This is a genomic window from Gimesia benthica (genome assembly GCF_009720525.1).
In the GTDB taxonomy this organism is placed as follows: Bacteria; Planctomycetota; Planctomycetia; order Planctomycetales; family Planctomycetaceae; genus Gimesia; species Gimesia benthica.
In genome coordinates this window covers 5,766,372-5,790,003 of record NZ_CP043930.1, presented here as the reverse complement: position 1 = coordinate 5,790,003, position 23,632 = coordinate 5,766,372, and the positions used below count along the sequence as shown (strand labels likewise).

General features: G+C 53.2%; 19 protein-coding genes. 11 read left to right on the top strand and 8 right to left on the bottom strand.

All coding sequences use genetic code 11. The features are described from left to right. Positions 1-16 precede the first annotated feature (16 nt). Positions 17-895 (bottom strand): UDP-N-acetylmuramate dehydrogenase, encoded by an 879-nt coding sequence (gene murB, locus F1728_RS22575; RefSeq protein ID WP_155365964.1) that lies wholly within the window; start codon positions 893-895, stop codon positions 17-19. Beyond that, the gene (gene murC / locus F1728_RS22570) at positions 861-2,312 is read right to left on the bottom strand and encodes a UDP-N-acetylmuramate--L-alanine ligase (protein WP_155365963.1); all 1,452 of its coding nucleotides are present in this window, start codon (positions 2,310-2,312) and stop codon (positions 861-863) included. The genes murB and murC overlap by 35 nt, the downstream gene beginning before the upstream one ends. 424 nt (positions 2,313-2,736) lie before the next feature. Here murC and F1728_RS22565 point away from each other — a divergent pair, with 424 nt between their 5' ends. The 5 genes from F1728_RS22565 to F1728_RS22545 all read left to right on the top strand — a co-directional run bounded on the left by F1728_RS22565 (position 2,737) and on the right by F1728_RS22545 (position 10,179). After that, on the top strand, positions 2,737-3,198 hold the full coding sequence (locus tag F1728_RS22565; protein ID WP_155365962.1) for a hypothetical protein: 462 nt from the start codon (positions 2,737-2,739) through the stop codon (positions 3,196-3,198). 72 nt (positions 3,199-3,270) lie between these two features. Next, entirely contained in the window at positions 3,271-5,679 is a 2,409-nt protein-coding gene (locus F1728_RS22560) for a hypothetical protein (protein WP_155365961.1), read from the top strand. Between the two features lie 44 nt (positions 5,680-5,723). Further along, entirely contained in the window at positions 5,724-6,743 is a 1,020-nt protein-coding gene (locus F1728_RS22555) for a hypothetical protein (RefSeq protein ID WP_155365960.1), read from the top strand. Continuing rightward, entirely contained in the window at positions 6,629-9,448 is a 2,820-nt protein-coding gene (locus F1728_RS22550) for a DUF4175 family protein (protein ID WP_315853535.1), read from the top strand. The genes F1728_RS22555 and F1728_RS22550 overlap by 115 nt, the downstream gene beginning before the upstream one ends. Beyond that, positions 9,445-10,179, top strand: coding sequence for a hypothetical protein (locus F1728_RS22545; RefSeq protein WP_155365958.1), 735 nt, complete (start codon positions 9,445-9,447; stop codon positions 10,177-10,179). The genes F1728_RS22550 and F1728_RS22545 overlap by 4 nt, the downstream gene beginning before the upstream one ends. Before the next feature lie 91 nt (positions 10,180-10,270). Here the strand turns inward: F1728_RS22545 and F1728_RS22540 are convergent, their stop codons facing one another. Both F1728_RS22540 and F1728_RS22535 read right to left on the bottom strand, forming a co-directional pair. Next, complete coding sequence (locus F1728_RS22540; RefSeq protein WP_155365957.1) at positions 10,271-10,615, bottom strand: hypothetical protein; 345 nt, start codon at positions 10,613-10,615, stop codon at positions 10,271-10,273. 148 nt (positions 10,616-10,763) lie between these two features. After that, positions 10,764-11,378 (bottom strand): hypothetical protein, encoded by a 615-nt coding sequence (locus F1728_RS22535; protein WP_155365956.1) that lies wholly within the window; start codon positions 11,376-11,378, stop codon positions 10,764-10,766. A 415-nt stretch (positions 11,379-11,793) separates the two neighbouring features. Here F1728_RS22535 and F1728_RS22530 point away from each other — a divergent pair, with 415 nt between their 5' ends. Then, a complete protein-coding gene (locus F1728_RS22530) occupies positions 11,794-12,342 on the top strand; it encodes a sigma-70 family RNA polymerase sigma factor (RefSeq protein WP_145042644.1) in 549 nt (182 codons plus the stop codon). After that, complete coding sequence (locus F1728_RS22525) at positions 12,339-14,033, top strand: FecR family protein (protein WP_155365955.1); 1,695 nt, start codon at positions 12,339-12,341, stop codon at positions 14,031-14,033. Before F1728_RS22530 ends, F1728_RS22525 begins: the two co-directional genes overlap by 4 nt. A gap of 300 nt (positions 14,034-14,333) precedes the next feature. On the opposite strand, the gene F1728_RS22520 is transcribed toward F1728_RS22525, so the two are convergent. Then, positions 14,334-15,008 carry a FadR/GntR family transcriptional regulator gene (locus F1728_RS22520; protein ID WP_145442247.1) on the bottom strand — a complete coding sequence of 225 codons (675 nt, stop codon included), beginning with the start codon at positions 15,006-15,008 and terminating at the stop codon, positions 14,334-14,336. A 218-nt stretch (positions 15,009-15,226) separates the two neighbouring features. On the opposite strand from F1728_RS22520, the gene F1728_RS22515 reads away from it, so the two are divergent. Together F1728_RS22515 and F1728_RS31350 are read left to right on the top strand one after the other, a co-directional pair. After that, positions 15,227-16,075: an HpcH/HpaI aldolase family protein gene (locus tag F1728_RS22515; RefSeq protein WP_155365954.1), complete on the top strand. Its 849-nt coding sequence runs from the start codon at positions 15,227-15,229 to the stop codon at positions 16,073-16,075. Then, positions 16,053-18,389: an aminotransferase class III-fold pyridoxal phosphate-dependent enzyme gene (locus tag F1728_RS31350; RefSeq protein ID WP_194242473.1), complete on the top strand. Its 2,337-nt coding sequence runs from the start codon at positions 16,053-16,055 to the stop codon at positions 18,387-18,389. The genes F1728_RS22515 and F1728_RS31350 overlap by 23 nt, the downstream gene beginning before the upstream one ends. Positions 18,390-18,456: 67 nt before the next feature. Here F1728_RS31350 and F1728_RS22505 read toward each other — a convergent pair whose 3' ends face one another. From F1728_RS22505 to F1728_RS22495, 3 genes are all read right to left on the bottom strand, one after another. Next, on the bottom strand, positions 18,457-18,648 hold the full coding sequence (locus F1728_RS22505; protein ID WP_145042654.1) for a hypothetical protein: 192 nt from the start codon (positions 18,646-18,648) through the stop codon (positions 18,457-18,459). Positions 18,649-18,708: 60 nt separating this feature from the next. Then, complete coding sequence (gene feoB, locus F1728_RS22500; protein ID WP_228030295.1) at positions 18,709-20,961, bottom strand: ferrous iron transport protein B; 2,253 nt, start codon at positions 20,959-20,961, stop codon at positions 18,709-18,711. A 110-nt stretch (positions 20,962-21,071) separates the two neighbouring features. Beyond that, positions 21,072-21,296, bottom strand: a complete 225-nt coding sequence (locus tag F1728_RS22495) for a FeoA family protein (RefSeq protein ID WP_145042658.1) — start codon at positions 21,294-21,296, stop codon at positions 21,072-21,074. A gap of 587 nt (positions 21,297-21,883) precedes the next feature. Between F1728_RS22495 and F1728_RS22490 the strand changes: the two genes are divergently transcribed. Both F1728_RS22490 and F1728_RS22485 read left to right on the top strand, forming a co-directional pair. Further along, complete coding sequence (locus F1728_RS22490) at positions 21,884-22,849, top strand: DUF1559 domain-containing protein (protein WP_155365952.1); 966 nt, start codon at positions 21,884-21,886, stop codon at positions 22,847-22,849. A gap of 120 nt (positions 22,850-22,969) precedes the next feature. Continuing rightward, the gene (locus F1728_RS22485; RefSeq protein WP_155365951.1) at positions 22,970-23,137 is read left to right on the top strand and encodes a hypothetical protein; all 168 of its coding nucleotides are present in this window, start codon (positions 22,970-22,972) and stop codon (positions 23,135-23,137) included. The last annotated feature ends 495 nt before the right edge of the window (positions 23,138-23,632 follow it).

Sequence of the window (23,632 nt, the reverse complement as noted above, 5' to 3'; positions counted from 1 at the left end):
AGCAGCGAGCGGCTGATTACCAGAGCTCGATTTCCAGTTCGAGATCGACGCCGAACTTTTCAGACACGGTATTCTGTGCGAGGTTGATCAGATCGAGCACATTCTCCGTCGTCGCACTCTCATCATTGATGATAAAGTTCGCGTGACGGTCGCTGATTTCGGCTCCCCCGATGCGGGTCCCTTTGAGGCCCGCCTGTTCAATCAGAGCCCCGGCGTGCATCCCACGCGGATTTTTGAAGATACAGCCGGCAGACTGGTGTGTGAGAGGCTGGTTCGCCTTCTTCATGATCCAGTTCTTTTTCATGCGTTCAGTCAGCTCATCTGTGTCAGCCTGCTGCAACTCGAAGGTCGCCTCCAGAATCGCCAGTTCATTGATGCTGCTTTCCCGGTAGCTGAAGCTGAGTTCATCCGCTGTCCGCACGAACTTTTCACCCCGGGCGGTCAGCACTGAAACGGATTTGGCGAACTGGCCGATGTCACCGTTGTGACCGCCGGCATTGCCGTGCAGTGCACCACCAACCGTACCGGGAATCCCCACCAGCCCTTCCAGACCGGCCAGTCCCTCTTTGACGGTCTGTGAGACCAGGTTCGAGAGCAGTGCCCCCGCGCCCGCGGTGACGGTTGTCCCCTCGATGCTGATCTGGGCGAATTCCTGATCATGAATACGGATCACGGCACCTTGTACGCCGGAATCCTTGATCAGAATATTGGATCCGCCCCCAAAGACGCGTACAGGAATTTCATTTTCTGCACAGCATTTGACGACCGCCTGCAGTTCATCTGCGTTCCGTGGCTCCAGAAAGAACTGGGCCGGACCGCCGATTTTGAACCACGAGTATTTCGCCAGGGGTTCGGAATGTTTAAGAATGTCTTTGAAGTCTTCGATTGAACTCATGATGGATCCGATTTATTTCGCCAGCACCCATAGTTATGATGATATCACCAGATTGAGCCTCAGTCTCTAAAGTTGAGACGATCTGGTCAAGGGAACTGCCGAATCTGACCGCAGCATTATGCAGAAGAATTCGCTGAACAAGCTCTTTTGACGTATCAACGGGCTCCGTTCCCAGCTTTTCCCGGGCTGCATACACCGGAGCAATCAGTACTTCGTCCGCCAGTCGAAAACTGCGGGAGTAAGAATCCATCATGGCCTGCGTCCGCGAGACCTGATGCGGTTCATAAACACACCAGACCTTGCGATCCGGGTATTCCTGTCTCAACAGGTTGAGGGTGGCCTGAATCGCCGTTGGATGGTGTGCATAATCGTCGATCAGAGTGATGCCCTTATAAGAGCCTCGCTGCTCGTAGCGACGACGAATTCCCGGAAACTGGTAGATTCCTTCGCGAATATCTTCAGCAGGGACGCCCGCCGAGTGACAGAGAATTGCGGCGACCATCGCGTTACTCACATTGTGACGGCCCCGTTTCTGCAGGGAAATCTCGGAAAAGTACTCACCCTTGTAGAACAGTCGGAAGCGCTGACCGTAGGTGGTCTGCTTGATGTCTGTGGCCCACCAGTCTGCTTCCTCTTCCAGTGAAAACGTTGCGATTTTTGCCAGACAGGCTGTGCGAATTTCCACGGCTCCGCGACAGGCTGCCGGCATGATCAATGTTCCGTCAGCCGGAATCCGGGCTACGAATTCGGCGTACGCGGAGGTCATATCATCCTGATTCTTAAAGTAATCGAAATGATCGGGCTCAATGTTGGTAATGGCAGCATAATAGGGGTAGAGATTCAGAAAACTCCGCTGGTATTCACAGCTTTCCGCTACAAATAAAGGACCTTCTCCTGCCCAGCCATTCAGGTTCTGGTTACAGAGTTCGGCTCCAATTACGGCCGAAGGAGAAACGCCGGCATTCTCCAGTACAAACGCAGTCAGTGCGGTAGTGGTGCTTTTTCCGTGGGTTCCTGCGATACAGACCCCCTGCTTCTGCCGCATCAGGTTGCCCAGCATCTGAGTGTAGGAGAGCTGAGGAATTCCCATGCGCTGCGCGAAACGCCGTTCAGGGTTTGCCAGTCCAATCGCAGGGCTGTAGATCAGCACGTTGGTCCCTTCCGGAACGAAACGTTTGTCATGCCCCTGATGAACCCGGTAGCCGCCTGCCTGTAAGGCCTGATCCGTCGGCAGCGCAGGACTCAGGTCAGAGCCGGTCACGCGGCAACCGGCGCTGGCCAGGTATTCCGCGAGTGCTTTCATCCCGGATCCACAAATGCCGACCAGGTGCGCAGAGGCAGGTAATCCGGCAGAGTCGAGCCGAAAATCCTGATTCAAGATTCCCTGTTGTTGCGTATTCGTTTTTGACAGGATCATAGTCGCCTTAATGTCTATCTGAGGCCCCGACAGGTTATTCCCGCTGGCATCAGTACCGGCGGGTTTTGATCTCGGTAGAATCACTCCGAAATCCCACGACTCTCTCTATCGGGAATCACTGCGTGCGGAATCCATTGGTTATGACATTTGTTTCGACTGGATAAACATTATCGAATAACAGGATCCTGTTGCATCAAGCCGGTCATCTGGAGAAAATTGAGAGGATAGACAGCTATGGCTGGGTTTTACTGAAATCCGTTCCATTTCCCTGATTTCTGCACAATTTTTCCAGGATCTTATAATTCTTTACCGGCTGCGATACAATGCATTATGCCTCGAAATGGATTCTGTCTGAAGAGCAATTTCCAGGTCCGCAGTCTCGACGGTCTGCTGTTCAACAGAATATCCCTGAAAGGAGTTACCAATGCAGAGCCCCGCTTTTGATCCGCAACAGGCCCATCGCCACTTTGCAGCAAGCTGTTTCAATAAAACCTGGGATTATCTGGACAAGGCAGATCGCACCGCTGCTGAAAATCTGACCATGATTTCTGCCTGCCACGCTTCGCACTGGCACTGGGCGCAATACGAGGAACATACGCCGGAGAACATTTCGATCGCTTACTGGCAGCTGGCCCGGGTCTATGCGGTCACCAATCAACCCAGCAATGCGTTCAGCTACGCCATGCTCTGCCTGAAAGTCACGCAGGACAAACATCTTAAGCCGTTTTGCCTGGCCTACGCCTATGAAGCCCTCGCCCGGGCCGCTTCCGTCGCTAATAAGCCCGAAGAAGTGGAAACATACAAACAGCAGGCAAAAAATATTGCGGAATCGGACCTCGAAGGAGATGAAAAACAGCAATTGCTGGATGATCTGAATACAATATAAGAGATAAGCCCTCTCTCTCGTGAGGATTTCAGCAGACACGTCCTATTGTTTTTCCATTCTTAGACAGCACTTATGCAAACGCTGAAACGAGCCCTGGAAGCCTATTTTGATATCCCCGCTGCCGGGCCGGGTCAGGGTTCTGCCTGGAATTTCCACTGGAATACTCCCTGGCCAGGCTGGATGCCCGACTGGATCGTACTGCTGCTGGCCTCAGGCATTGTATTCCTGCTGATCTACGCCTACCTCAAAGATACAGCCCACCTCGATCTGAAAAAGAAAAGCCTGCTGATCGGCATTCGACTGATCGTCTTTCTGATAGTCGTATTGTTCCTCACCCGCTTTACGCTCACGATTCATCGCACGGGTCTGCCTTTCGTGGCCCTGTTGATTGATGATTCCGCCAGCATGGGACTCGAAGACAATTACACAGGCACGCCGGAGATGAGCCCCGCCAACCTGAAAGAGTTTGAAGGCAAACCGCGGCTCTCGCTCGCTCGAGACCTGCTGTTGAAAGACGACGCCCGCTTCCTCACTGAACTGCAGCGGAAACATAAACTGCGACTCTATCACTTTTCCGAAGACTGCCTCCCCCTGGGGGATCCGGATTTTCTCGATCAGACCAACCAGCAGTCCACACAGGAAACACTCAAACAACTGGTTCCTACCGGTAAAGAGACGCGGCCTTACCATGCGGTGCAGAAAGTTCTCAACGATTTTCGTGGCACCCCACCAACGGCGATCATTGTCCTGAGTGACGGCATCTCCAGTGCGGGAGAGTTGGATCGCCTGTCCCGCGCCGCTCCTCTGGCCAAGTCAAAGCTGGTTCCCATCTTTCCGGTTGGCATTGGCAGCGAGCAACCCGTACGTGATCTGCAGCTATACGATCTGCTCGTGGACGATGTGGCCTTTGTGAACGACCCGGTCAATCTGTCTGCCAAAGTCAAAACGTTCGGCATCAATTCCGGTACGCTCTCCCTGGTATTGAAGGATGCCAAGACCGGCAGTCCATTGGCCACGCGCCAGATTCCGGTCAATTCCCGCAAAGAGTTTCAAAAGATTGAGCTCACCTTTACTCCCACGACACCAGGACTGTTTGAATACGAATTCGAAGTCGAGCCGGTCGATGGGGAAGTCAATCAGAAAAACAATCAGCAGAGCGGACAGGTCTCGGTCCTGGATCAGAAGATCCGGGTGCTGCTCGTCGATTCGGTTCCACGTTATGAATATCGTTACCTGAAACATCTGCTCGAACGGGATAAAACCATTGAACTCCGCAGCATCCTGCAGGAATCGGATCTGGAATACTCGTCGGAAGACACCACGGCACTCGATTACTTCCCGGTCAAAAAAGAAGACCTCTACCAGTATGATGTCGTGATTCTGGGAGACGCCGATCCGGCTTACTTCAGCCAGGCCGTCTTCGAAAACCTCGATCAGTTCGTTAGAGAAAAAGGGGGCGGACTGATCGTCGTAGCCGGCCCCCGGTTTTCCCCGCAAGCGTACTTCAACACACCCTTGCAGGGTCTGCTGCCGGTCGAGATATCCAAGGCCGCTCCCAACGCGGAATATGCCCCTGTGATCGAAGGTTTTCAACCAGAGCTGACCACCGAAGGGCAGTTCAGCACATCCATCTTCCGCTTTGCCGACAGTGCTGAAGAGAGCCAGCAAATCTGGAACAGGCTTCCGGAACTCTACTGGTTCTTCACCGCTGACGACGTCAAACCTGGTGCAACGGTCTTCGCTATCCATCCCACCCAGAAGGGCAAGGACGGAAAGCCGATCCCCATTATCTCAACGCAGCGAGTGGGAGCCGGTAAGGTGATTTTCAACGCCACCGACGATCTCTGGCGGTGGCGGGACCTGGTAGGAGACTTATACTATTCCCGCTACTGGGTTCAGGCTATTCGCTACCTGAGTCGTTCGAAGCTGCTCAACCAGGAACAGGCCATCGAACTCACACTGGATCGCAAAACATACCAGCAGGGAGATACGGTCCAGTTTCGCGTCAAGTTTCTCGACGAACGACTGATCCCGGGCGACTCTGAACCGGTCACGGTCATGCTCGAGCGCAAAGGGGAGGCGTCGCGGCCCGTACAGCTGACACCCCGGGAAACCGCCCCTAATATATTCGAGGGCAGTTATTCGAATATCCCGGAAGGAGCCTATCATACTTGGGTCGCACATCCCATCCTGGAAGGGACGCCCCCCTCAGACGATTTTCGCGTCGAAATTTCCCAGCAGGAACTGTTGAACCGGGATATGGACCGCAGCGATCTGCAGAAAACAGCCCGCGAAACCCGCGGAACGTATTTTCATATCCTGGATGCGGAACAACTGCCGAAAGCGGTTCCCGCCGGCCATCCGATTCCACTGGAAAATGAAGAACCGATCCCGCTTTGGAATCGCTGGGAATTCCTGATTCTCTTCACTTTGCTGATCTCAGTAGAATGGCTCTTAAGAAAACGTTTTCGACTGGTATAATAATCCTTTAGCGTTCTGTGTCCTGATTGCCTGAATCCATAAACATGACTCATTCTATTCGAGCACAACTCGAGCATCTGCACCAGAAGATCCGACAGCTGATCTGGCTGAACGGGGTCTGCTGGGGGCTGACGATCCTGCTCGCCCTGGGATTGCTCGCCGTCGCACTGGACTGGAGTCTGGATATTACCGACCCCGCGATTCGGCTCATCCTGGGTCTAGGCATCGGGGCGGCCCTGGTTTCGACGGTCTGGAAACGACTGCTGATCCCCTTAAAGACCCCCATCACCGATCTGGATCTGGCACTTAAGATTGAAAAACGCTATCCGGTTCTGAAAGACAGTTTTTCGAGCAGTATCGAGTTCGAAGACCAACCGGCTGCGCATTACGCGGGCTCTGCCCAGATGCGACAGGCCGTCATTCAAGAATCCTACCAGCGGGCATCCCAGATCAATTTTCTGGAACTGATTGATACCCACCCGATTCGTAAAGTCATGATCTCGGCAGCCCTGCTCTGCCTGCTGGTGTCGGGCCTCGCGATCCTGCATCCCCGGCAGGTCATGCTGGGCTTTCAGCGTCTGATACTCCCCTTCTCCGCTCCGGAGTGGCCCCAGAGTGTGGAACTGCTGATTCTGGATGAGAATCTGGTGCCCATTGAAACCAGTCCCGGCAATCCGTATCAGGTTGTGGAAGGACAGACATTTCAGTTCTTTGTCGAAAACCGCAAAGGCGCGCCGCCCGAAGACCTGATGCTTGAGTATCAGAACAGCCAGCAGTCCCAACTCCGCCCACAGATCTATTCCGAACCGCTGCGAATTGTTTCGGTCCCCGACACCGCCACCGGCGTGGAGCGCGACCTGGGAACCGGTTCACTCGTGGTCTCCAGCAAAACTCTCAAACTGAGGGCAGTCGGCGGCGATGATACCAGCATGCCCTGGCTGACGATTGAATCGGTCCCCCGACCACCATCAAGCTCGAGAAGGTCACACTCACTCCCCCGGAATATTCGCAACAGCAGGAAACCAGCCTGCCCACGGGCATTGGTCATTTCAAAGCGCTCGTAGGAACCAGGGTCCAGATCGCAGCCAGTTCGAATAAGCTGCTTAAATCGGTCGCGCTACGTGTGAAAGATCAGCCGCCGAAACCTGTGCAACTGGACCAGGACCGCAGGCATTTCGCGACAGAATTTACCGTGACGGAGCCAGGCACCTATTCCTACTGGTTCGACATCGAGAACGACCAGGGATTCCGGCCTCCCTCGCCCGATCGATATGAAATCACGGCAGTCCTCGACGCGCTGCCCGAGGTCTTTCTGGAAAAACCCGATACCGATCTGCAGGTCACGCCTGACGCACAGATCCCATTAGTGATCGCCATCCGCGATGATCTGGGCATCGCCAGTGCTTTGATTCGCTATCAGAAATCGTCACGCGAAGAATCACTCTCACGGGCACTCCGCACAGATCGTCCCACGGAAACGTTTCCCCTCGGATTCCAGTCGCAGCAGCCGGCTACGGATGTGATCATCAATGAGAACTGGAATCTGGCTGAGCTCTCTCTGAAAGAAGGCGACCGTATCATTTTCCGCGCGGAAGCCACCGACTTCTTTCAACCAATTATATCCGGGGAAACCGAAAGTGGTGTCAAAACAGACCCGCATACCGGCAGCAGTATTTCGCGTGTACTGACGATTGTCAGCCCCGACTATAAATCAAACGAGCTCGTCAACCGTCATGCACAGTTGCTGGAAGAACTGACGCGTGTGCTCAAAGACCAGCGACTGCTCAATACGGAAATCAAGGATGTGCAGCATCAACTGGAACGCGTCGGTCAGGCACGAACCCAGGAGCTCGACACCATCAAGCAGGTCGAGATGGACCAGAAGCGAGTCGCTTCCCAGCTGGCCAGCCCGCGTACCGGCCTGGAACCGCGCGCAAAAGAACTGCTGCAGGAACTGGAATGGAACCGCATCCAGGACCCAGGCATGCAGCAGCGTCTGTCAGAATTGAGCACCGAACTCTCCCGGCTGAACCAGGAACTCTTTCCGCAGATCCAGGAACAGATGACGCAGGCCCGTAAGAAACTGCAGTCCTCTGTCGATCAGGCCCCCGAATCAAAGGATGACCAGAAACCGGCTGCCGGAAAACAGAAATCAACGGACCAGGCTCCCGCGAAGAAACCAGACCGTGATACAGAACCGCTGGAAGCCCTGACCAGAGCCGAACAGGGACAGCGACAGGTGATCGACCGGCTGGGTACGATGCTGCAGTCACTCTCACAGTGGCAGAAGACCCGGGACCTGGTCTCCGAACTGGACGAACAGATCGCACAACAATCCGAAATCCAGGAACAGACCACGGAACTGGCCAAACGCACGATCACCCGTTCGTTTTCCAACCTGAATCTGCAGGATCAGGCCGACCTCGAAAAACTGGCCAGCCGCCAGGAACGTCAGTCAGATCAGTTCAAATCCTTCCGTGACCTGCTGGATAACATCCAGGCGGAATCAAAGGCGAATTCCCAGACCGACCAGTTTGAGAAGCAGGCGGCCCTTGATTTCCTGCGGAAACAGTCGTTACCCGAAAAAATGCGACAAACGGCAGACCGACTCAAGCAGAACCAGGTCGGACAGGCGATCCAGGAGCAGCAGCAGATTCAGGAGTCGATGCAGAAACTCAAAGACATCTTTGAGAACCAGGCAGAGGAATCTCCCGATCAGCTGATCAAGAAGCTGAAACAGTCTGAGCAGGAACTCAGCCAGTTGAAGCAGAAACAACAGGATCTGCTGCAGAAACTAAAGACGGCTTCACAGGACACGAACAAGTCGGAGCTGAAAAAAGAGCTGGAGCAACTCGCCAAACAGGAGCAGGCACTCAAGCAGCAACTGGACCAGTTGGAAAACGAGTTGCAGAAACTGAGCCTGCACCGGGCCTCCGATTCTGTCCGCCGTGCCAGCCAGCGACTGTCTAAAGTCAATGACTCCCTGAGCCAGGGACAGACAGGTCAGGCCGAACAGGAAATGCGCGAATCACTGGATGACCTCGAACAGGCTCAGCGCGAACTGGCTTCACGCAGACAGGAACTGGAAGAAACCCTCGCATTCGAGGAGTTCACGAAACTCGAGTCGGAAATCGAGTCTCTGATCGAACGTCAACAGGCGGTGATTACAGAAACCAACCGCCTCGAAACAGTGCGTAAAGAGCGTGGCCGCTGGTCACGGGGGCAACTCAAGTCACTCAGACAGCTCGCGGAAGCTGAGCGCGATTTACAGAACCAGACACAAACTTTCGTCGATAAAATGGCAGCGGCTCCGGTTTTTGGACTGGCGATTCGCAAAGTTCGGGATCAACTGGAAATCGCAGTGATCCGACTGGAAGAGCGACTCACGGACGAGGAAACCCTGGCTGCAGAAACCGGTGCCCAGGACAGGCTGAAGGAAATTCTGGCGATCCTCAAATATCGCAAAAGTACACCGAACCAGGAATCAGGCGACGGCTCACCGTCACAACAACAAATGCCCACCGATCAGATTCCACTGGTGGCCCAGCTGCGGCTGCTCAAACTGCTTCAGGAAGAGCTGCTGCAGCAGACGACTCGCTTTAATGAATCCGTCGATCAGCAGAAAGAGCTGACACCCGAGCAACAGGAACTGCGTAAACGTCTCTCCCAGGATCAGGCCGACCTGGCAGAGCTGTCGCAGGAACTGATGTCACTTTTCACAGGCTCCCAGTCTGACGAAACAGAACCATTACCCGAGACCATCCCATGAAACGCGTTGCCTTTTCACAGACAATTCGCACGCTGTGCCTGCTCTCTTTGGCCGGATTCGCCGTTTTTCTATACTCTCCGAAACTGCACGCAGCAGATGAACTACTAAAAAAGAAAACCAAACCTCAACCGGCTGAGACAGAAACTCCGGATAAACCAAAAGAGAATAAGCTCAAACTTCCGGAGACGAAGCTGGAACTCCCCGACCCGGATAAGCTCCCCAAAGCCAAACCCGGAAACCAGTTGCCTGTTGAACCAATCATCAAGGAAATGCAACGGGCCAGCAAATTGATTTCCGAACAGAAGACCGGAAAAGAAACCCAGCAGATTCAGCGCGAGGTGGTGCGGAACCTGGAAGAGCTGATTCAACTGATCGAGTCGAGCCCCGGCAAAACCATCCAACGCATGAGTTCGCGGAAAGAATCGGAATCCTCTCAACAATCCGAGCAGAAACAGGCACAGAAAGACCAGCAGGGCAAGAACCAGCAGAACGGGGAACAGCTCTCTCAGGGGCCGGCAAAGAAATCGACTGACCGACAGAATCAGGGAAAAGCGACCTCAGGTCAACTCGCGGACCGGAACGCGTATATCAAAGATGCCTGGGGACACTTGCCTCCCGCGATGCGGCAGCAGCTCTTAAATATCTACACGGAAAAATTTCTTCCCCGCTACGAGGATCAGGTCAAGCGCTATTATGAAGCGTTGGCCGAGAAGAACAGGCAACAGCGCTGAGTCTGTTCGTCTATTGATGCTCCTCCCCATAAAAAAAGCGGCCTCAGATCGTCGATCGAAGGCCGCTTATTTTTCGTTGAATTAACCAATCTTAGGGGGGGACAACATTAAAGGTATCACTACGAAAGATTGTCGTATCGTAGCTGTTCCCGCTGTAAAGTCGCACATAGTTCCAGCGACGTGCGCCCCGTAGTGCAAACCCAGGTGTAGTTGCCAGTTCAGGCACTCGATAGGCAGAGCGGCTCTGAGGTCGTGGATAACGGGCAGCGACTTCCGGTGGCAGCTGGTGGCTGTAATAGGATCGATTATACATCCAGCTTTCAGCACGAACCTGTTGAGGATTCAGACTGAATCCGGCAGCGCCACTGGCGACAACAATCAACAGGATTGACTTCGCGGCCAGTCTTCTGATGCTGACTGATTCTGTGTGTTTCATGAGACTTACCTCTTTCTCCACTGAATCAGCATGTTGCGAAACATCAACACGCTGATTCTGTTTTGAAACGAATGTTGCTCTAAATCAACATTCACTCTTCAATTGGGGGATAGAAGAGGTAAGACGCAGATCCCATGCCGAACAGAGATCAGTCGAGCGGAATTCCCGCTTCCTTGTAGAGCTCTGCTTTTTTCTTTTTATCCTCTAAGACGAGGATGTTCCCGGATTCAGCATCGTAGCCGTACATTTTATAGGGGGGCAGTGCCGCAAACTCGACCCGGTTCTCTTTCATCATCTGCATGTATTCGTCGTAAGAGGGGAATCGATCATTCAAAGCCTTGTGGGCCTTAATCGCCTGTTGCATTCCCAGAGTACTCACGCGGGACGACATTGAGACATAAGCACTTCCGGCTTGAGAAAAAGGATCGACGCCTTTGATCTTCCCGTCGACGACAATAATCTCGGGATTCTCCAATGCTTTCTTCGCATCCACCACGACAGCAGTCGTCTTCTGCAGAATGCTCTTCTTCTGGTCTCCGCCTGCCGGTTGGACTGCTGGTTCGGGAGCCGCCTGTTCTGCGGCGGCGGGCATCTCTTCAGCTCCTCCCGCGGGTGCCTGCCCCTGGGCTTCATTTCCATCGGCCATTCCCTGCTTCCGGGCAATGTCCTGCGGATCCTGACATCCCAGGCCAACGGTGAACAGAAGCAGACACAGCAGGCCTGCTCGCGATAAAAACCCGGATTTCAGTTCACTTTGATTCATCGATGACGCTCTTTCCAATATTTCAGAAAAACCCGCTTTAATTTTGCTTCCAATGGACTATTACATCTGTAAGACTGATTTGATCCCCACAAGTGGATCTCGACGATCAGACTTCCTCTGCTCACATTTAATACGATTCAAACTGTAATTCACCACAAATCTGGTGAATTACAAATGTTTTTCAAAAATTTGACATTAGATCTCACTGCTCATCGAACAACTCTCTATAAGCAACCTGAGGTATTTTCCTGCTGGGAGAACTACTTACTTCCAGGAAGCAGAGTTTAATCAGAGTCAGGTCAGGCTTTCCGTTCTTACCTGAAGTTTGCAAGAGTTGTTTTAATGCCAGATTTTTCCGAGTATATTAATCTTCTGGCTGAACTGCAGACTCAACTGAACGGAGCGCCTCTTAGGTATGTCCATTACGACCTCATCTTCGGATCAAAACTCCGGAGAGAAGTTTACATCATTGCTGGAGCAGGAGCGATTACGAATATTCGGTTATATTCGTACGCTTGTACCCCACAATTCTGATGCCGAGGACGTATACCAGCATGTATGCCTGACACTGTGGAATAAATTCGACGAGTTTGATCAGGATCGCGACTTCTTTGCCTGGGCCTGTGGAATTGTATACTTCACCGTCTGTAACTTTCGGAGAAGTAACCAGCGTGATCGGCACTATTTCAGCCAGGAGTTAATTGAAACGATGTCACAGGAGCGAATGCAACATCTGAGCAACTACAATCTCAGGCTGGAGCTCCTGCAAGACTGTTTCTACAGCTTGAGCCAGGCGGACCAGGATCTGCTGATCCATTCCACCCAGGAAAAACAATCGATCAAGGAGTTTGCCTGCAAAGCGGGTAAGACCGTGCAGACACTCTACAACCGTCTCAGCGCACTCAGACGTGAGTTGGCGCAATGCGTCAAACGAAAACTGAAACAGGAGGGAAGCCTGAGATGAGCCTGCAGGAAATCCCCCCGGAGTTTGACGAACTCCTGAATCAGTTTCTGGAAGACGAGCTATCTGCAGACGAGTTTGCCGCTTTCGAAAAGACCTTGCGGGAGAATCCCCAGGCGCGGACTTACTATTTCGACGTGCTGGATGTCAATTCCGGCATCGCTAGAAACCGTACAGATCGACTTCGTGATCTTGACAGAGTGATCCTGCAGGGAATCAAGACACCTCAGCCGGCTCAAGAACGTTCTACCTCACGGTCAAGTCGTGGCGGCGGGCGTGCCATCGCGTTTCTCCTGGTGGCAGCGGCTTCGGTTTCAGTCCTTCTGCTGACAGAATGGATCATGACCGGCCACTTCTTCTGGAATCAACCAGAGCAGGTCGTACAACCTGATAATAAAGCCAGTGAAGATCCTCCGCTGGCATTAAGCGATTCTTACGTCGCCACGCTTTCACGGTCCTTTGACTGCAAGTGGGGAAATGATAATCCGCCCCGCTTTTCCGGCCAGAGACTGCTCTCCAAGAATCTGACCCTGCTGCAGGGCATCGCGGAATTCCGCTTTGACAGCGGCGTCAGGCTCGTACTGGAAGGCCCGACGACGATCAGCATCGATTCTGCGACCTGTGCGAAAATCGCCTACGGATCGGTGGTGCTGCACGGTTACGAATCTTCTCCCGAGTTTGAACTGGTGACCCCGCAGGCTCGCTTCTATGACATCGGCACCGAGTATGGTGCCAAAGTCGCTGAGGATGGGGGAACCGAGCTGCATGTTTTCCAGGGAGCGGTTCGCGTTCAGCCTGAAATTGAGCTGACTCAGATTTCAGCTCCCCTGGTCGTCAATGAGGGAAATGCCCGCCTGATCGAACCTGAAACCAATAAGGAAATCAACCTCGAACCAACGCGATTCAAACGGGAAGTTCCCGGCCAACCCAAGGCCCTGACCGCGGTTCGCAAAGAACTGCTGGCCTATGACAGTTTTCACCCTCCGAAAATTGCCGACCCGGCTCGCTTCTCTGACTGGCGAAATTCCGGTTTCGGCTGGACAACCCCCTGGCGCAGTCGGGCGCAAAAACTGAGCGAAGCTCCGGGAAAAAGCCTGCCACAGCTTTCGCTTCAACCTGATCAGAAATCCAAAGATCAAACCGGTAGTATCGAACTGGAACGGGGCAACACCGCCTGGCGATCCCTGGAAAAACCGATTCGTCTCGACACAGACGCTCTGTACTACCTCAGCTTCTTTATCCAGCAGGCTGCAGAACCAACGGCGGCAGGACTCCATTACGGGAATATTTCGCTGCAGTCCGATCAGATCGATAAACTGACCGGCCAACGCGACAAGATCATGTTTGGGGTGAATTCCCAGAATTACCCCACCCTGCTACTGAAAGGGCAGACCCAGGAAAAAGCACCTCCCCTTCTGCCGGAAACGACTTACTTTTATGTAGCGAAAATCGTGGCCAGCGAGAATGCCCCCGACCAGATTTTCCTGCGTGTCTTTTATGAAGATGAAACCATCCCCGACCAGGAACCGCTGATCTGGACCTGCGTCTCCACGCCCTTCAAAGATTCCAACATCTACCCCCATATTCGTATTCATGCCGGCAAATCCAGTAAATACCGGTTTGATGAACTACGAATCGGGTCTTCCTGGGAGTCCGTCGTGAATTTCCAGGACCCCAACAAGCTGCCTGAATAGAGCCCCCCATCAAGTCCCTTTGCTACAACGAACACGAACCGAGGGAAATCCCTGTGTCCACGTGAGCAATAAATCCCCTACCCACTGTGCTCACTCAGTTCTTTTCACAAAAAATTAAAAAATGATTGTTTTCCCGAGTAGGTTTCCAAGTGGGCAGAACAATTACCTGACAGCAGGCAAATGTTTTGTGGATCCAAGGGTAGTTTGAGTTCGTACTATCCCACTAGTCCCTGAACGGCGGGGGTCATGCACGTGACGGCATGGCCCCCTTCTTATTTGATACACAGCATATTTTGAGAATCAGATCAGATCCTCAAACTGCTGTCGAATCAGCACCCTGGCATGCTCCCGATCCTGCCTGCGAATGGCACTGGCCAGCTCTGCATGCTCCCAGACGATCCGCGCTGATCTACCTGAATCTAGTCGGTCAATTTCCGGCAGACTGTGAAAATATTCCGCGAGGATCTGCTGCATTCCGGCGACATATTTGGAACCGGTCATCTCCAGCACCAGGGAGTGAAACGCCAGATCCAGCTCGACTGATCGCTCCCATTCCTGATCTTCCAGGCAGGACTGCATCTCAGCCACCAGCGCATCCAGCTGGTCCATCTGTGATTCCGTCGCATTCTTGACCGCCAGCTCGATCGCACCGATTTCTAATACATACCGCAGCAACTTCAGTTCATCACGTTCATGCGAAGAGACAGTGAGCAGCGGCAGGCTTTCCGATAACAGCTGAACCAGGTCCGGCCTCCTCACGACCAGCCCTTTGCGCTGCTTCCCATCCAGAATCCCCAGGGCCCGCAGACGACTGACCGCCTCCCGGACAATCGTCCGTGAAACCTGATATTCTTCTGCCAGTTGCCCTTCCGTCATAAACACATGGCCTGCCGGCAGCTGCTCCTCAACGATGCGCGTACGGATTTGCTCAGCCAGTCGGGTCGCCATCGTATTTTGCGAAGAATCTGTTTTCATTACGATATTATCATACAATTAAAACCCGCATGTCAATTATCTCAGCCTGGAGATCTGCCTATCTCCCCGTAAAACATAGATTTATGTTATTTTAGACTCATTTTAGACTCACCTCTAATGAGCCTTGCAGTTTTTTTTATCCTACAATATTTTATGATTGTTAACACCGTCAGCTTCTCACCACCGCCGCGTGCCATCGTTGACAAAGGAAATCCTTAATGCGAATCAGTCGCGTCAAACAGAAACTCAACCAGAATGAACCGGTCCTCTTTACCCAGCTGCATCTGTTAGACCCCAGCGTCTTCGAACTGACCAGCCTGATGGGCTTCGATGGCATCTGGATGGACATGGAACATCACACCTACAGTGTGGAGACCGCCAACCAGTTAATGCGGGCAGCCCGAATCGGAAGTTCTGACATTCTGGCCCGGCCGGCCAACGGCGAGTTCATGCGACTGGGACGTATGCTGGAAGCGGGTGCCCAGGGCATCATGTATCCGCGTTGCAGCAGCGCGGAAGAGGCCGCTGAAGTGGTGAAATGGTCCAAGTTTGCCCCTCTGGGAAAACGGGGATTCGACGGCGGCAATCCGGACATGCCCTACTGCACGATGCCGATCGGGGAGTACATTCAGCAGGCAAACGAAAATACATTTATCATCATTCAGCTGGAAGAACAGTCAGCGGTCGATCAGGCGGAAGCCATTGCAGCGGTCCCGGGGGTTGATGCACTGATGCTGGGGCCGGGTGACTTCTCGATCCTGGAAGGCTTCCCCGGACAGTTTGATCATCCACGCCTCCAGGCGGCCATCGACGCCATTGCTGCCGCCGCCGCAAACCAGGGCAAACACTGGGGCATGCCAACCTTTAACACCGAACACGCGCAGCTGCTGCTCAGCAAAGGTGCCCGGCTGTTGTTCCACATGGCGGACATTATTTTCATCAAGAATGGCCTGGAACTGATGCAGCAGCAGTTCAGCCAGATTGGGTTCACGTTCGATAATCAGCTCAACAAACCAGCCACAGCCTACCTGGAGGGCAAGAGTGATGAACAGCAAGCTTCCCGATGACAAGACACTCTTCGACCAGCAACTGAAGCAGTTTATGCCCTCGGGCAGCTTCGATGCCCACGCTCACTTCTATCGCCCCCAGGACGCCATCGCCGGACTGCCCTCCTCTGCTGAAAATGCGCAGGGTTTCTCCGGCTGGCAGGAATACTGTGACAAGCAGGACCCCTGGATGGGCTCGCTCCGCCCCTCTGCCGGCCTGTTCTTTGCGATTCCGAATCCCAAACTGGAACGGGACGGGGCCAACGAGTATGTCCTCAATGAAATCAAAGATCAGCCCGGTTCGCGTGCCCTGCTGCTGGTCACCCCGGCAGATGATCCCGCTGAAGTCGAAGCCAAAATCAAAGCCGGCCCCTACAGCGGATTCAAAGTCTATCATGTCTACGCCGACCGCCCAGACACCCTGGAAGCGGAGCCCCAGGAATTCATACCGGAATGGGTCTGGGAACTGTCCGAACAATATAGTCTGGCCATCATGCTGCACATGGTACGTGCCCGCGCGGTGGCAGATCCGATCAACCAGAGTTATATCCGCAACCGTTGCCTGCAGTACCCCAACGCAAAACTGATCCTGGCGCATGCCGCCCGTGGCTTCTGTGGTAATCACACCACCGAAGGCATCGCCTCTCTGCGCGGTCTGGATAACGTCTTCTTCGACACCTCCGCCGTCTGTGAAGCGCAACCTTTCGAAGCCATCCTCCGCGAGTTCGGCACTACCCGCCTGATGTTTGGAAGCGATTTCTCCGTCAGCGAACTAACGGGACGCTGCGTGAGCATAGGCGATGGCTTTCTCTGGCTGGGGGATCAGAACGTCAACTGGGAAACATCCAAGTTTGCCCAACCGGCGCGTGTGGGACTCGAATCCCTGCTGGCCCTCAAACAGGCCTGCCACACACTCAGACTGAATGATGCCGACGTCGAACGTATTTTCGGCACTAACGCACGGCAGATGCTGGGCATCCAGACAGCCTCCCCACAGAATCAGACTCAGGAAACCTATCGACGTGCAAAGCAGTTGATTCCGGGCGGCACACAGTTACTCAGCAAGCGTCCCGAAATGTTTGCCCCGGACTGCTGGCCCGGCTATTACCGAGAAGCCAGCGGCTGCGAAGTGATCGACCTCGACGGTAGAAAGTATCACGATCTGGCGACGTCCGGAATCGGCTCCTGCCTGCTGGGCTATCGCGACCCCGATGTGACTGACGCTGTCGTACGACGGGTGCAGCTCGGCTCCATGAGTTCGCTGAATGCTCCGGAAGAAGTCGAACTCGCTGCACTACTGACGGAACTGCATCCCTGGTCCGACCAGGCCCGCTTCTGTCGCACAGGCGGCGAATCGATGTCTATCGCAGTTCGGATTGCCCGCGCTTCGACCGGCCGCGATGAGGTCGCATTATGCGGCTATCATGGCTGGAGTGACTGGTACCTGGCTACCAACCTGCCTCGCAAGTCAGCCGAAACGGGAACAACACTCGACAAGCACCTGCTGCCCGGCCTGGAACCGGCGGGCGTTCCCATGGGGCTGGCAGAGACAACGCACCCTTTCACCTATAACGATATCGATGCCCTGAAACAGATTGTGAAGGAACGCGGTCCAAAACTGGCTGCAGTGGTAATGGAACCCACGCGCTACACGCACCCCGAACCAGGTTTCCTGGAAGCGGTTCGCGAGATCTGTGATGAGTGCGGGGCGGTGTTGGTGATTGATGAAATCACAACTGGCTGGCGGTTGACGCTGGGCGGCGCGCATCTGCATTACGGGATTGAGCCTGATATCGCCGTATTCGCAAAAGCACTCGGCAACGGACACCCGATTGCAGCCATTATCGGCAGGCGGAACGTCATGGATGCTGCCGAGAACTCCTTTATCTCCAGCACCTACTGGACCGAAGGCGTCGGTCCGACCGCGGCGCTGGCGACCATCAAAAAAATGCAGTCTGTCGATGTCCGTCAGCACATTGACCAGATCGGGGAAGCGTTTCGTGCCGGCTGGAGCGAGTTGGGCGCACGCCATCAACTGCCCGTCAAAGTCTTCGGGCATGCGGTGCTGCTGCATCATACGTTCGACCATCCGCAGGCTGCTGAACTGGGAACGCTGTTTACAATCCGTATGCTGGATCACGGTTTCCTGACCGGCAGCGGCTTCTATCCGACACTCGCCCATGAGCAGCGGCATGTCGACGCATACTTTCAGGCCGCGGACGTCGTGTTCGCCGAACTGAAGCAGGCACTTGACCAGGATGACTTAACGACGCGATTGAGTACTCCGGTCCGGCACTCCGGATTTGCCCGGCTGACCCCCAGCCCGAAAAGCTGAATCAGCCGCTGGACGCAGTGAGGTTAAGGGATCACAGTTGATCCCCCTGCTGTGTCAGAGCACTCACCTACTTCAACTGGTCGAGCGAAATGAAATTCGGTGCGGAAGAAGATTGAGAACTCGAAGGACAGCCGCTGCAGGAGCCGCCGGCACAGCCCGGGCGTTGCTTGAAAAAATGCACCAGCCGTCGCAAGATGCACAATCCGGCTGTCGCGACGCAGAGCAATACGATCACCAGTTGCCAGTCGATCTGATTCATTGTTTCACCTCATTCAAAATGAGTACCTGATACCTTAGCAGAGCCTCGGAGACACCACCGTCAGATCAGTAACATCCCCACCTGATAGCAGACCAGTGCTCCCAGGTAGGCCAGCGTGGTCATATATGTAAAGGAGACGGCCGGCCAGAACCAGCTGTTGGTTTCGCGTCTCATCACCATTAAAGTCGCTGCACACTGCGCACACAGAGCAAAGAAGACCATGATGGAGATCGCCACCGGAATATTGAAAACTTTGCTGCCATCCGGCCAGGTCGCGGAACGAATGGAACCGATCAGCCCTTCGTCATCTTCGCCCACATCCCCCCCCAGACTGTAGATCGTCCCCAGAGTCGAAATAATCACTTCACGCGCGGGGAAGGATGCGATAACCCCTACTCCGATTTTCCAGTCCCAGCCGAGCGGTTTGACAACCGGTGCGATGAAATGTCCTGCCTGTCCCAGAAAACTGTTTTCTACCAGCTGGCTGCTGATCTGATTCTGTTTCTCCGCCAGCATTTCCTGTTCTGCACTGAGTTCGGCCTGCCGTGCCTGCAGACCTTTGACGGCAGCCGGCTCCAGTTCCTCAGCATCAGCGATCTGTGTTTCCAGCTCTGCCAGTGAAGCGTCAATCGTTTCCAGTCGGGTCTCCACCTTGAACTGTTCGGTGTGGTCGCCTGGAAAATATCCAGCGGCCCAGATCAGAATCGATGTAGCAAAAATCAACGTTCCGGCTTTGACCACAAAGGACTTGGCCCGGTTATAGACACGATAAAACACGTGTCGGGGAGAAGGCCACTTGTAACCGGGCAGCTCCATCACGAAGGGAGCGACTTCTCCTTTGAAGCAGATCCGTTTGAGGAACCAGGCGACTGGAATCGCGATCAGAGCGCCAATCGAGGACATCGCGAACAGCACGATTCCCTGTAATGAGACAAGAGGACTGCCTGCGATCGAAAAGTAAACAATATTTGGAATGAAGGCCGCGATGAACAGTGTATAAACGGGCCAGCGGGCCGAGCAACTCATCAGGGGGGCAACCAGGATTGTCGTAAGACGTTCGTGGCGGTTCTCGATCACCCGGGTCGCCATAATCCCGGGGACGGCACAGGCAAAGGACGACATCAGTGGAATGAACGACTTGCCACTCAGACCCAGGCTGCGCATCAGGCGGTCCATGATGTATGCTGCCCGCGCCATGTAACCACTGTCTTCCAGAACGGCGATGAAGAAATAGAGGATCACGATCTGCGGCAGAAAGATAAGCACCCCTCCCACGCCGGCAATCACGCCATCGACCAGTAGACTACGCAGGGGACCGGGACCGACCAGTGCCTGGGCTGTCTCTTCCACAATGCCCTGACCTGACTCGATGTAATCCATCGCGGGACCAGCCCAGGTGAAGACTGACTGAAACACAAAGAACATCAGGACGAAAAAGAACATAAATCCGAGGACCGGGTGAGTCAGCCAGCGGTCGATCTTGTCCGATGCTGTCTCCTGATGATCCTGGGGATGCGTGAGTACGCCGTTTAACTGCTCTCGTGCCCAGGCATACCGCACACGGGCTTCCATGGCGGGAACAACACACCCCGACTCTTTCAAGCGGGTGCGGGATTCATGCAGCTGATCGATCAGGCCGTTCTGAGTATGATCCTCGAAATAAGCTTCCACGTAGCCACCGACATCCAGCAGCAGACGGTCGATTAAAAAATCGGGCGTTGTCTGATTCTCTTCGTTTTTCAGCTTCTCCTGCAACAGTTTCCGCTCTGCATAAAAATTCTCGGGAAACAGTTGCTGTGCCGTATGACGGCGACCGGGTTCAATCTGCAGGATTGCCTGTTTCACGTCGGCGATGCCGACAGCATGATGGGCCTCCGTGCAGACGACGGGAACATTTAACTTCTTTGACAGACCTGCAGCATCAATCTCAATTCCGCGCGAGCGGGCCAGGTCGTACATGTTAAGTACGAGGATTACCGGAATCGTCAGATCCATAATCTGGCTGAAGAGATACAGATTGCGTTCCAGATTAGAGGCATCCGCGATACAGATAATCGCATCGGGCTGATCGACCTGTTTCTGTCGTCCCAACAGTACGTCAACAGCGACCATCTCATCGATGGAACGGGGAGCCAGACTGTAGGTACCCGGCAGGTCAACCAGATCCAGTTCACGCCCCTCCCAATGTACGTGCCCCACTTTCTTTTCGACGGTCACTCCGGGAAAGTTGCCGATATGAGCGTGTCCGCCGGAAAGCAGGTTAAACAGAGTACTTTTACCGGTATTCGGATTACCGATAATGGCAACCGTCATTTTTTTCTGTGAGGTAGCAGGGGAGTTGATCATGAACTTAAAATCAGAAAGCGACGCTTTCGGCTGGAGGGATCGAGTGGTGGCCTTCCGTCGAAACGGGGAGACTTGAATTAAACGAGTTCAATCTCGACACACCGGGCTTCGTTCAGACGTAAAGAAAGTCGATAGCCACGAATCGCAAATTCCAGCGGGTCACCCAGTGGCGCTTTTCCCAGCAACTGGATCTGCTCACCGTCGATCAAACCCATCTCCATCAGTCGGATGGAAATCGCATCCTCACCGGTAATGTTGGTAATGCGTGCGATCTGGCCTTTTACGATCTCGTTTAACGTCATCTCTTTACTGGTCTCAACTTAAAGGGATACAGAAACATGCGATTGATTTGCGATTCACTCGGAACATTCTAATATAAGGAAATTGAGACTCAGTTTCAACTCCCCAAATCAGGGAAAATAAAGGTTCTTAGATCGCTCTCCGAGCCACTCCTCTGAGTCTCATTGTTGCCCTGACAGGAAAACTCTCCCGAATCTGTCCCCTGGCTCGACTGCGGCCAAAACGAAGTGTGCACATAAACACACACAACAACAAAGCTTATAAATTATCCTGTCAATTTTTAATGTATTAAGATTGTGATTCCCCTTCATCTGACCTTAAAATAGCGGGGTGATGATTCGCGGGCATCAGATTCAATCGATACCCTGCTCAGGGCTCACAGACTGAATTTTTTATTTTATGTAAAATCGATGTTAAATTCTGTCTAATTCAACACAAGTATATTTAATCAATCTATCAGGGCCCTCAGGCCTGCTCCCGCTTTCTTCCCAGACGATTAACTGCGAAGAAAGTCCCTATATCTGAAACATTTTCTTCAACAAAACTTATTTGTTGTTTTTCATTACTCGTTTTCAGGGAGTTCCAGTTTATGGAAAAAGTGTTGCTCAAAAAGAAGCGTGGATTCACGCTGATCGAACTGCTGGTTGTAATTGCAATCATCGCGATTCTGATTGCACTTCTGTTGCCGGCCGTTCAGCAGGCACGCGAAGCAGCGCGTCGCTCGCAGTGTAAAAACAATCTGAAACAGATTGGCTTGGCACTGCACAACTATCACGATAACTTTCAGTGCTTCCCTCCCGGTGATATCCGTAGAACCTACGGAGCCGGCGTCACATCCTGGACGACGAGTCAGTTGGGCTGGATTCCCCGTATTCTGCCGTTCCTGGACCAGGCACCGCTCTATAACCAGATCAACTGGGAAATGGAACATGGCGTCAGCGCGGCTCCGAATAACAGTATCCGCAGAGAGAAGCTGCCGGTTCTCCGCTGCCCAAGTGACTCATCACGTCAGCCGGACGGAAACTATGGCCCGACAAACTACATGGCCTGTCGCAGCCTGGCTCTGACCTCTGATACCGCCGTGAGTAACATCACGGGATCAAACCAGGATGTCAATTCCATGTTCCGCATGAACAACAGCGTTCGCATCCGTGACGTTGAAGACGGAACGACCAACACGATGATGGTCTCAGAAACTTTCGCCAGCGCGCCCATGTGTAGCGAATTGCCGACCAACAACAGTTGTGCTGCGACCTGTGCCACCGTTTATGGCAGTAATACCACCGGCGCTCAGCAGGGCTACTCCTGGTTCTACGCCTCGTTGTACCAGTCGCACTATTATTGTACAGTGTATACACCCAACACCAAAATTCCTGACTGCGGTGCCGGTTCGAGCTCAACCAACGCGCTCCTGTCTGCCCGCAGTAAACACGTTGGTGGCGTGCACGTGCTGCTGGCTGACGGATCAATCCGCTTCGCTTCGGACAACGTCGACATCAACATCTGGCGTAACCTGGGGAATTACAATGATGGTAATGTCCTGGGTGAATGGTAAGCTTAACTTTTGATTCTTAACTGTGATCGATACCTCGCCACTTGTCAAAAGTGGCGAGGTCTTTTTACTCTGACGATATTGACTCACTCAATTCATGTTCTTATTGGAAAAAGAAAACCGATGACCAGAATTCTACGCTCGCTCTTATTCGTAATCTGTCTGACACCATTCCAGTTTGGGTGTGGTGGCGGTGCTCCCATGACACCAGAAACCGAAGCCGACCCCGTTGAAGAACTGGATCCGTCAGTCGAAGCAGAAGCACAGAAAAATGCGATGAAAAACAAGTAGGCAGACCAGAGGGTCTGATCGATTGTCATTGACATAATTAAAACTTAAAGCAATTGCTGAATTCACTTTCAGACGAATCAGATATTGTCTATGAATGTCTGATTCGTCTGTTTCACTCTCCGCCTGAACCGCCCTCTTTCATTTCATACTACTTTGCAAAGGGCTTCGAGTGTCAGGAAGCACATCGTACACCTAAACGCTTGCTCTGGAAGAATTTGAGATCTTCTTTTTTCTGCATTTTTCCTGAATACTTTTTGGATTTTCCAGTTCGATTGGTTATATTGAAGCGTCGATTCATTTAAGAATATCGTGTTAATTTTCGAAGATATTCAGGGGATCTCATCCCCGCCCTTCTCAATCAGTATTCACGAACTTCAGGCTTACTATTCATTTTACAAGTCTGATTTCACCCAAACTCCAGACATTTTAATCAAAGATGACGGTGGGGTTCAGCTCACCTGTTTATCCTTGACATTACAAATTTTTTGTTTAAGG